Source organism: Actinotalea solisilvae, assembly GCF_016464425.1.
In the GTDB taxonomy this organism is placed as follows: Bacteria; Actinomycetota; Actinomycetes; order Actinomycetales; family Cellulomonadaceae; genus Actinotalea; species Actinotalea solisilvae.
Genome location: NZ_JADDKQ010000007.1, coordinates 301,985 through 312,312, shown reverse-complemented (window position 1 = coordinate 312,312; position 10,328 = coordinate 301,985). Strand labels below are relative to the sequence as shown.

Annotated in this window: 9 protein-coding genes; 4 read left to right on the top strand and 5 right to left on the bottom strand. The window is 75.6% G+C overall.

Going from position 1 to position 10,328, the window contains the following annotated elements; genetic code table 11:
* Positions 1–251: 251 nt before the first annotated feature.
* The gene (locus tag JIG38_RS08435; protein WP_199423302.1) at positions 252–2,795 is read right to left on the bottom strand and encodes an ATP-dependent Clp protease ATP-binding subunit; all 2,544 of its coding nucleotides are present in this window, start codon (positions 2,793–2,795) and stop codon (positions 252–254) included.
* Positions 2,796–2,826: 31 nt separating this feature from the next.
* On the bottom strand, positions 2,827–4,056 hold the full coding sequence (locus tag JIG38_RS08430) for an alpha/beta hydrolase (protein ID WP_307844716.1): 1,230 nt from the start codon (positions 4,054–4,056) through the stop codon (positions 2,827–2,829).
* A gap of 225 nt (positions 4,057–4,281) precedes the next feature.
* Between JIG38_RS08430 and JIG38_RS20985 the strand changes: the two genes are divergently transcribed.
* A complete protein-coding gene (locus tag JIG38_RS20985) occupies positions 4,282–5,559 on the top strand; it encodes a sensor histidine kinase (protein WP_307844714.1) in 1,278 nt (425 codons plus the stop codon).
* Complete coding sequence (locus tag JIG38_RS08420; RefSeq protein ID WP_199423301.1) at positions 5,556–6,221, top strand: response regulator; 666 nt, start codon at positions 5,556–5,558, stop codon at positions 6,219–6,221. The genes JIG38_RS20985 and JIG38_RS08420 overlap by 4 nt, the downstream gene beginning before the upstream one ends.
* Positions 6,222–6,257: 36 nt before the next feature.
* On the opposite strand, the gene JIG38_RS08415 is transcribed toward JIG38_RS08420, so the two are convergent.
* Both JIG38_RS08415 and JIG38_RS08410 read right to left on the bottom strand, forming a co-directional pair.
* Positions 6,258–7,196, bottom strand: a complete 939-nt coding sequence (locus JIG38_RS08415; protein WP_199423300.1) for an alpha/beta fold hydrolase — start codon at positions 7,194–7,196, stop codon at positions 6,258–6,260.
* A complete protein-coding gene (locus JIG38_RS08410; RefSeq protein WP_199423299.1) occupies positions 7,193–7,843 on the bottom strand; it encodes a TetR/AcrR family transcriptional regulator in 651 nt (216 codons plus the stop codon). Before JIG38_RS08410 ends, JIG38_RS08415 begins: the two co-directional genes overlap by 4 nt.
* 68 nt (positions 7,844–7,911) lie before the next feature.
* On the opposite strand from JIG38_RS08410, the gene JIG38_RS08405 reads away from it, so the two are divergent.
* Complete coding sequence (locus JIG38_RS08405) at positions 7,912–8,784, top strand: HAD-IIB family hydrolase (protein ID WP_199423298.1); 873 nt, start codon at positions 7,912–7,914, stop codon at positions 8,782–8,784.
* 16 nt (positions 8,785–8,800) lie between these two features.
* Here JIG38_RS08405 and JIG38_RS08400 read toward each other — a convergent pair whose 3' ends face one another.
* Complete coding sequence (locus JIG38_RS08400; RefSeq protein WP_307844712.1) at positions 8,801–9,343, bottom strand: O-acetyl-ADP-ribose deacetylase; 543 nt, start codon at positions 9,341–9,343, stop codon at positions 8,801–8,803.
* A gap of 102 nt (positions 9,344–9,445) precedes the next feature.
* On the opposite strand from JIG38_RS08400, the gene JIG38_RS08395 reads away from it, so the two are divergent.
* Positions 9,446–10,303, top strand: coding sequence for an aldo/keto reductase (locus JIG38_RS08395; RefSeq protein WP_199423297.1), 858 nt, complete (start codon positions 9,446–9,448; stop codon positions 10,301–10,303).
* Positions 10,304–10,328: the final 25 nt, after the last annotated feature.

The following is a 10,328-nucleotide window of genomic DNA, read 5'->3' as shown; positions in this document are numbered from 1 at the left end:
CGGGCCCCCTCCCCCGCCCCCGGGCCGGGGCCGGGGTGCCCCCCCCCCCCCCGCGGGGGGGGGGGGGGGGGGCCCCCCCCGCCCCCCCCCTCGACCGTCACGTTCACCGCCGTCGAGGAGGACATACCGGGACACTACGGGCACACACTGACACGACTCGCGCGGCGGTCCTCGCCGCTCCCCTCCCCCACGCAGGACGACGCCCCGCCCGGATCACCGGGCGGGGCGTCGTCGTGAGGCGGACGGTCAGGTCAGGAGGCCTGGCCCTCGTCCGTCGTCGTCAGCGGAGGCATGGACGAGACGGCCACGCCGACGGGCTCGACGTCGTCCTGGACCGAGCCCTCCTTGCCGATGCCGCGGAAGATGAACTCCCCGAGCAGGCCCTCGCCCTGGGCGTCCACGACCACCGTCTGACCGGCACGCAGCTCGCCGAAGAGGATCTTCTCCGAGAGCGTGTCCTCGATCTCGCGCTGGATCGCACGGCGGAGCGGCCGGGCGCCGAGCACCGGGTCGTACCCCTTCTCGGCCAGCAGCTGCTTGGCGGCGGGCGTGAGCTCGAGGCCCATGTCCTTGTCGCGCAGGCGCGCCTCGAGCTTCGCGATCATGAGGTCGACGATCTTGATGATCTCGTCCTGCGAGAGCTGCGGGAACACGACCACGTCGTCGACGCGGTTGAGGAACTCGGGCCGGAAGTGCTGCTTGAGCTCGTCCCCGACCTTCGCCTTCATCCGCTCGTAGGACGTCGACAGGTCGCCGCCGGCCTGGAAGCCGGTCTGCAGGCCCTTGGCGATGTCCCGCGTGCCGAGGTTCGTGGTCATGATGATCACGGTGTTCTTGAAGTCGACCACCCGGCCCTGCGAGTCGGTCAGGCGACCGTCCTCGAGGATCTGCAGCAGCGAGTTGAAGATGTCCGCGTGCGCCTTCTCGACCTCGTCGAAGAGGACGACGGAGAACGGCCGGCGGCGCACCTTCTCGGTGAGCTGACCGCCCTCGTCGTACCCGACGTAGCCGGGGGGCGAGCCGAACAGCCGCGAGACCGTGTGCTTCTCCGAGAACTCGGACATGTCGAGCTGGATGAGCGCGTCCTCGTCCCCGAAGAGGAACTCGGCGAGCGCCTTCGCGAGCTCGGTCTTCCCGACGCCCGTGGGCCCCGCGAAGATGAACGAGCCACCCGGACGCTTCGGGTCCTTGAGCCCGGCGCGCGTGCGGCGGATCGCCTGCGCGAGCGCCTTGATCGCCTGCTCCTGGCCGATGACGCGCTTGTGCAGCTCGTCCTCCATGTGGAGCAGCCGGCTCGACTCCTCCTCGGTGAGCTTGAACACCGGGATCCCGGTGGCCAGCGCCAGCACCTCGGCGATGAGCTCCTCGTCGACCTCGGCGACCGTGTCGAGGTCGCCCGACTTCCAGGCCTTCTCCTTCTCGGCCCGCTGGAGCCCGAGCTGCTTCTCGACGTCGCGCAGGCGCGCGGCCTTCTCGAAGTCCTGCTCGTCGATCGCCGACTCCTTGTCGCGGCGCGCCTCGGCGATCTTCTCGTCGAGGTCGCGCAGCTCCGGCGGCGCCGTCATGCGACGGATGCGCAGGCGCGCGCCTGCCTCGTCGATGAGGTCGATCGCCTTGTCCGGGAGGAAGCGGTCGTTGACGTACCGGTCGGCGAGCGTCGCCGCGGCGACGAGCGCGCTGTCGGTGATCGAGACGCGGTGGTGCGCCTCGTAGCGGTCGCGCAGACCCTTGAGGATCTCGATCGCGTGCTTGAGCGTGGGCTCCGCGACCTGGATCGGCTGGAAGCGGCGCTCGAGCGCGGCGTCCTTCTCGACGTGCTTGCGGTACTCCTCGAGCGTCGTGGCCCCGATGGTCTGGAGCTCGCCGCGCGCGAGCATCGGCTTGAGGATGCTCGCGGCGTCGATCGCGCCCTCGGCGGCACCCGCCCCGACGAGCGTGTGGATCTCGTCGATGAACAGGATGATGTCGCCGCGCGTGCGGATCTCCTTGAGCACCTTCTTCAGGCGCTCCTCGAAGTCGCCGCGGTAGCGGGAGCCGGCCACGAGCGCGCCGAGGTCGAGCGTGTAGAGCTGCTTGTCCTTGAGCGTCTCGGGGACGTCCCCGCGCACGATGTCCTGCGCGAGCCCCTCGACGACGGCGGTCTTGCCGACGCCCGGCTCGCCGATGAGGACGGGGTTGTTCTTGGTGCGGCGGGACAGCACCTGCATGACCCGCTCGATCTCCTTGTCCCGGCCGATGACCGGGTCGAGCTTGCCCTCGCGCGCCGCCTGCGTGAGGTTGCGGCCGAACTGGTCGAGCACGGCCGAGCCCGAGGGCTGGCCCTCCGCGGGGCCGCCGGCTGAGACCGGCTCCTTGCCCTGGTAGCCCGAGAGCAGCTGGATGACCTGCTGGCGCACGCGGTTGAGGTCGGCGCCCAGCTTGTTGAGCACCTGCGCGGCGACGCCCTCGCCCTCACGGATCAGGCCGAGCAGGATGTGCTCGGTCCCGATGTAGTTGTGGCCGAGCTGGAGCGCCTCGCGCAGCGAGAGCTCCAGGACCTTCTTCGCGCGCGGCGTGAAGGGGATGTGGCCCGACGGCGCCTGCTGGCCCTCGCCGATGATCTCCTGCACCTGCTGACGCACCGCGTCGAGCGAGATGCCGAGCGACTCGAGCGCCTTGGCGGCGACGCCCTCACCCTCGTGGATGAGGCCGAGCAGGATGTGCTCGGTCCCGATGTAGTTGTGGTTGAGCATCCGCGCCTCTTCCTGGGCGAGGACGACGACACGACGGGCTCGGTCCGTGAATCTCTCGAACATCTGGCACTCCTTGCGACGGCGTGCTGCAAGGCTAACCGCGGGGTTGGCGCCTGGCCTGCGTGTTCGCCGCAGGCGTGACTCGGGACCACCCGCGCCCGCCCGGCCCGCCGACGACGTGCGCGAGGAACGCCTCGACGCCGTCCACCACGGCCTCGAAGCGGTACGAGCGCAGGAGGTCGAACCCGTGCTGCGCGCCCGGGAGCTCCAGGTGCACGACCGGCGCGAGCGACACCGCGCGCAGACGCGCGACGAACCGCCGCTGGTCCGCGGCGACCACGAGGGTGTCGCGCGCCCCGTGCACCACGAGGAAGGGCGGCGCCCCGGGGACGACGTCGGCGGTGGGTGACCAGCTGCGCCCGCCGCCGCTGACGGGCCCCGGGTAGCCGTAGAGCGAGACGACGGCGGCGACCGACGTGTCCGCGTCGGCGAAGCCGGGCTGCAGCGCGGCGTCGCCCGCCGTGAACGCCGCGAGCGCGGCGAGGTGGCCCCCCGCGGAGCTCCCGGCCAGCGCGACGCGACCCGGGTCGGCGCCGAGCTCCGCCGCGTGGGCCCGCACCCAGGCGAGCACGCGCTTGACGTCGACGAGCGGGTCCGGGAAGGACGCCCGTGGCGCGAGACGGTAGTCCGCGCTGACGCACAGCCAGCCGGCGGCGGCCAGGCGGTGCAGCAGCGCGCGCGCCTCGCGGCTGCGTCCTCCGCCGCGGAAGGCCCCGCCGTGCAGGTGGACCAGGACCGGCCTGGCGGGCACGGACGCCGCCGCCACGCCCGCGGGCACGCTTGCGCCGGACGGCACACGCGGGCGGTAGACGTCGAGGCGCTGACGACGCGCGTCCCCGTAGCGGACCCCCCGGAGCCGCTCGACGGCGCGGGGCCGGACGGGCAGCGGCGCGACCCACCGGACCCAGGACGGGCGCGCCGTCGTGCGGACGCCGGGGCCGAGCCCCGCCACGAGCGCGCGCTCGACCGCTGCCGGCGCGCGGGCCCCGATCCCCGCGACCACGACCAGCCCGACGACGGCGACTCCCGCGAGGCCGAGCCCGACCGCGCCCGACCGCGTCCGCAGGTCGCCCTCGGCCGCCGCGAGCGCGGTCCACCCGGCGACCCAGACGATCCCGAGCACGGGAACCTCCGCGACCACCATGGAGAGCAGGAAGGACAGCCGCAGGGGCGACGATCGGCGCGGGACCGGTGCCACGAGGGCCGCCGTCGCGCAGGCGGCCGCGCCGGCCATCGTGACCAGGTACCCGAGGGGCTCAGGCACCGGTCGGTCCGGGCGCGGTCGGCAGTGGGGCGGGGCGGGGATCGGGTGACGTGGGCACGGCTCCTCCTCGGTCGAGGCTCCACCGTCCCCGCGGACGCGGCAGGCGCCATCGGGCGGTCGGCCACCGTGCCCGGACCTCGGTCGGACCGCCGGTCGACCTCGGTCGGTGCGACTGTCGACCGCGGTCGGTGCGACGGCGCGAGGTCCGCTCCTACGCTGAGGCGGGTGACGGAGTCCCGACCGACGGCCGGCCGCCGCCGCGCGGCCGCGGCGGCGGGCGAGCGCTGGGGTCTCGCCACGCGCGCCGGGACGGTGATCACGGTCGCGGCCCTCACCGGGCTCACGGCCCTCGTCCTCGTGGGCGAGCTCGACGGACGGCCGTCCACCCTCCCCCTCGCCCTCGACGTCGCGCTCGGGGCCGCCTGCCTCGCGCTCGTCCCCGGTCTCCGCGGGCGGCGCTCGGGACCGGTCGCCGTCGCGCTCGCGGTCGCGGCGGGCGTCTCGCCGCTCGCGACACCGACCGCGACGTTCGCCGTCCTGCACACCGCCCGGACCGGCCGGGCCCGGCCCGCCCTCGCGCTCGCCGTCGTCGGGGCCACGGCGCACGTGCTGCGCGGCGCGTGGCGCCCGGTCCCGGGACTGCCCCTCGGCTGGTGGGTCGCCCTCGTCGTCGTGACGCACGCCGCGCTGCTCGGCTGGGGCGCGCTCGCGCGGGCACGGGCCGACGTCGTCGCGGCGTACGCCGAGCGCGCGCGGCGCGCCGAGCAGGACCGCGACCGCGCCGTGCGGGAGGCGCGCACTCTCGAGCGCCTCCGCATCGCGCGAGAGATGCACGACTCCCTCGCGCACCGGCTGTCGCTCGTCGCGACCTACGCGGGCGCACTGGAGGCCCGCCCCGACGCGACGCCCGAGGAGCGGACGACGGCGGCCGGCGTCGTCCGCGCGGGCGTGAGCCGCGCGCTCGACGAGCTCCGCGAGGTGGTCGGCGTCCTCCGGAGCGAGGGGCCCGACGACGGTGGGGGACAGCACACGGGCGGGGCGTCGGACCTCGCGGCGCTCGAGACCCTCGTCGGCGAGGTCCGCGCCGCCGGTCAGGAGGTCGACGTGGTCCGCACCGGCTCCGTCGCCACCCCGGCCGACGGGCCCGCGCCCCTGGTCTCGCGCACCGCCTATCGCGTCGTGCAGGAGGGCCTGACCAACGCGCGCCGGCACGCGCCGGGCCAGCGCGTCGTCGTGCGGCTCGCGGGCGGCCCGCGCTCCGGCCTCACCGTCGAGGTGACGAACCACCTGCCCGGCCCCGTCCTGCGGGGCGGCGCGCCCGGTCACGCCGGGCTCGTCGGTCTCGCCGAGCGCGTCGGCGCGGTCGGCGGCCGTCTCGAGCACGGCACCGTCGGCGGCCGCCTCGAGCACGGCACCGCGGTAGCGGGCGCCGCCGAGGGCGCGCACGCCGCCCGTCCGACGCCCGTGTTCCGTCTGCACGCGTGGCTACCCTGGCAGCCGTGAGCGGTCCCGCGCGCACCCCCGTCCGCGTCCTCGTCGTCGACGACGACGCCCTGGTCCGCGCCGGCCTCGCGATGATGCTCGGCGGCCGCGAGGACCTGACCGTCGTGGCGGAGGCGTCCGACGGCGCCGAGGTGCGCGAGGCGCTCGACCGGCACGTCGTCGACGTCGTGCTCATGGACCTGCGCATGCCCCGGCTGGACGGCGTCCGCGCGACCGCCCTGGTCCGCGCCCGGACCGACCCACCGGAGGTGATCGCCCTGACCACCTTCGACGCCGACGCCGAGGTCCTCGGCGCGCTGCGCGCGGGGGCCGCGGGGTTCCTCCTCAAGGACACCCCACCTGCCCGGATCGTCGACGCGATCCTGCGCGTCGCCGCCGGCGAGCCGATCGTCTCGCCGTCCGTGACCCGCCGTCTCATCGACGCCGCCGTGGACCGCAGCCTGGTCGCGGGCGCGGCGGCCGAGCGCCTCGCTGGCCTCAGCGACCGTGAGCGCGACGTCGTCCGCGCGCTCGGCCAGGGGCGGTCGAACGCCGAGATCGCGGCGGAGCTCCACGTGAGCGTCGCGACCGTGAAGGCCCACGTGTCGCGCGTGCTCGAGGTCGTGGGCCTGTCCAACCGCACGCAGGTCGCGCTCCTCGCGCACGACGCCGGGCTCGTCTGACCCGCGCGGCCCGCGCGACGGCGGCGCCCGCGCCGCTCAGCTCGCGGGCACCCGGCCGAGCAGGTGCGCGACGGCGGCGTCGACCGTCACGGGCGCACGGAGCACCCGGTGGTGCCCGAGGCCGCGCGTCGTCACGAGGCGGGCGTCCGGCCAGGCCTCGACGAGCCCGGTCGCGACGCGGTAGGGCGTCTCGGCGTCGTCCTCGTCGTGCACCACGAGCGTGGGCGGCGCGTCGACGCGGGCGCCGAGCGGCGCGAGGTCGAAGTCCCCCATGGTCCGCCCCGTGATCTCCTCGAGCGTCGCGCGCAGGTGGTCGCGCGTGCGGCCCCGCAGCCCGAGCACGCGGGCGAAGTGGTCGACGATGTCCCCGAACTCGTGGTTGGGCGCGACGAGCACGAGGCGCGCGGGCCGCAGCCCGCCGACGAGCGCCTGCCCGACGACGGTCGTCCCCATGGAGTGCGCGACGACGCCGTCGGCCGGCCCGAAGACCTCGACGGTCGCCTCGAGCGCCTCGATGAACTCCATCACGGTGCCGCGGCGCGGCCCGAGGAACCCCGCGTCGGCGTCGCCGTGGCCCGGCGCGTCGATCGCGACGACGCGGTGGCCCGTTTCGACGAGCGGCGCGACGAACGCGCCGAGCTGGCCGCGCCAGCCGCCCCAGCCGTGCACGAGGTAGACGACCGGACCGCTCGCGTCCCCCCAGACCTCGGCGACCGCGGCGCCGCCGCGCGGCACCGGCACCCGGTGCAGGGTGCTCGGCACGACGTCGGCTGCGGGCCGGGCGTCCTGCCGGCGCGGCACGGGCGGCAGCGTGCACCACAGGTCGAGCGCGAGGCGGTCGGCCGCCGCGGGGGCGACGACCTCGAGCGTCCGCAGCCGGGCCCGCGCGGCGGCGAGCCCCGCGGCCGCGGTCGCGCGGCGACGCGTGCGCCGCCAGCGGCGGCTCAGGGACGGGGTCGGGCGCGGAGCGGTCATGCGGTCACCTCGAGAGGACGGACGGGTGCGGGGCCGTCGGACGGCTGCGCGCCGGCCGGACGGAGGCGCGCCGCGTCGAGCAGGGCGTCGACGGCGGCGCGGGCGCGCTCGTGCGCGCGGGGGTCGGCGAGCAGGCGGTGCCGGTGGTAGACGCCGAGCATCACGCCGTAGAGGTCGGCGGCGAACTGGTCCGGGTCGGCGTCGGGCCGGAACTGGCCGTCGGCCACGCCGCCGGCGAAGACGCGCGCGAGCGAGCGGTCGAGCTCCTCGTGCAGCTCGACGAGGCGGTCGCGCACCGGTCCCGGCCGCTCGTCCATCTCGGTGCTCGCCTTGACGAACAGGCAGCCGCCCGGCCGCCGGGTGCGGCCGCACTCGAGCCACGCGTCGACGAGGGCACGCACCCGCGGCTCGCCGCGGGGCTCGCTCAGCGCCGGCACGACGACGGCCTGGGCGAAGTCCGCCGCGGCCGCGTCGAGCACGGCCATCTGCAGCGCCTGCTTGGAGCCGAAGTGCGCGTACATGCCGCTCTTGGACATCTCGACGTCGGCCGCGAGCGCGCCGATCGTCAGCCCCTCGAGACCCACCCGGTAGGCGAGCGCGATCCCCTGCTGGAGGATCACCTCGCGCGTCCGCTCGCCCTTCGCCATGCGCGGAAAATAGCACGACCGTTCGTGCTGGTGGCAGCCCCACCGCGCGCTCACGGGACACTGGGCCCATGACCGCTCGCGACCCGGACCTCACCGACCTCCCGAGCGCCGCCGAGGCGGCGGCCGTGCGGCTCGTCGCCCTCGACATGGACGGCACGCTGCTCGACGCTGACCACGAGGTGCACGCGTCGTTCTGGCCCGTCGCGGACGCGCTCGAGCGCCGCGGCGTCGTGATGTGCGCCGCGAGCGGTCGCCAGCTCCAGACTCTCGAGCAGATGTTCGGCGAGCGGGCCGGGCGCATGGTGCTCATCGCCGAGAACGGCGCGAACGTCGTCCACCACGGGTCCCGCGTGAGCACGAGCCTGGTCGCGCGCGACGCCGTCGTGCGCGCGGTCGAGGCGGTCCGGGCCCTCGCGGCGGACGGCGAGCCCGTCGGCACCGTGCTCTCCGGCGTGCGCGGCGCCTACGTCGAGCGGCACGACGACGCCTTCCTCGGGACGGTCGGCCGCTACTACGCGCGCCTCGAGCGCGTCGAGGACCTGCTCGCCGTCGCGGACGACGCCCTCAAGGTCGCCGTCCACCACGAGGTCCAGGTCGCCGACCGCGTCCACCCCGCGCTGCTCCCGCTCGCGCCCGAGCACACGGTGGTGCTCTCCGGGACGCACTGGGTCGACGTCATGGCCCGGGACACCGACAAGGGCGTCGCGCTGCGGCGCACGCAGGCCGCGCTCGGCGTCGACCCCGCGCAGACCGCGGCCTTCGGCGACCACCTCAACGACGTCGAGATGCTCCAGGCCTCCGGGATCTCCTTCGCCATGGCCGGCGCGCACCCGGACCTCGCCGCCGTCGCGCGCTTCGTCGCGCCGCCGCACACGGCCAACGGCGTCACCCGCGTGCTCGCCGCGATGTTCGGCCTGCAGGAGCACCTCGGACGGCCGTGACCCGGCCCGGAGCGCCTCAGGAGCCGAGCTGCGCCTCGAACGCGGCGAGCAGGGGCGGCGAGAAGAGGACGAACCGCACCTCGGCCACGCTCGACCCGCCGTGGGCCGCGCACCAGGCGCGCACCGCTGCGACGGCCACGCGGGCGACGTCGTCCGCCGCCCACCCGTAGACGCCCGCGCTCACGGCGGGAAAGGCGACCGAACGCGCACCCAGGTCCGCGGCGACGTCGAGCGAGCGCGTGAAGCACGACGCGAGGAGCGCCGGCTCGGCCTGCCCCGCGTGGCGGTTCGGCCCCACGGTGTGCACCACCCAGCGCGCGCGCAGCTCCCCCGCGCCGGTCGCGACGGCGTCGCCGACGGGCAGGCCGTCGGGCAGCCGCGTGCGCCGCAGCTCGCGGCACTCGGCGAGGAGCGCCGGGCCGGCCGCGGCGTGGATCGCGCCGTCGACCCCGCCGCCGCCCAGGAGCGACGAGTTCGCGGCGTTGACCACGACGTCGACGTCCTGCGTCGTGAGGTCGCCCAGGACGGCGACGACGATCGGCTGCGGCGGTCCGCTCACCGGCCTACCATCGGACTCGAATCGCTTCGACCGCCACCGGCGCCCGCGAGGACGCCCGACGGTCGGGACGGCCACCACCAGCCACGAGCACCGGGAGAACCCATGCAGCAGCGTCGCATCGGCGACCGCTCCGTCAGCGCGATCGGCCTGGGCGGCATGCCCATGTCCATCGAGGGACGGCCCGACGAGGCCCGGTCGATCCGGACGATCCACGCCGCCCTCGACGCGGGCGTGACCGTCATCGACACCGCGGACGCGTACCACCTCGACCCCACCGACGTCGGGCACAACGAGCTCCTCATCGCCAAGGCGCTGCGCCTGGCGGGCAAGGGCCCGGACGACGTGCTCGTCGCGACCAAGGGCGGCCACCGCCGGCCGGGCGACGGCTCCTGGTACGTGCAGGGCGGCGCCGACTACCTGAAGAAGGCGTGCGAGGCCTCGCTCCAGCGGCTCGACGTCGAGGCGATCGGCCTCTACCAGTTCCACCGCCCGGACCCGGAGGTCCCCTACGAGGAGTCCGTGGGCGCGATCCGGGACCTGCTCGACGAGGGCAAGATCCTCCTCGCCGGCATCTCGAACGCGAACCCCGAGCAGATCCGGCTCGCCCAGGAGGTGCTCGGCGGCCGCCTCGTGTCGGTGCAGAACCAGTTCTCGCCGGCCTTCCGCAGCAGCGAGCCGGAGCTCGAGCTGTGCGCGGAGCTCGGCATCGCCTTCCTGCCGTGGAGCCCGCTCGGCGGCATCTCGCGCGCCGGGGACCTGGGCGGCCGCCACGCAGCCTTCGCCGAGGTCGCGGCGGAGCGCGGCGTGAGCCCGCAGCAGGTGTGCCTCGCGTGGGAGCTCGCGAAGTCCGACGTCGTCATCCCGATCCCGGGCGCGAGCCGCCCCGAGAGCATCACCGACTCGGTGCGTGCGGCCGAGCTGGAGCTCAGCGCCGAGGAGCTCGCGCGGCTCGACGGCTGACGCCGGCTCCACCCCTGCCGACCCA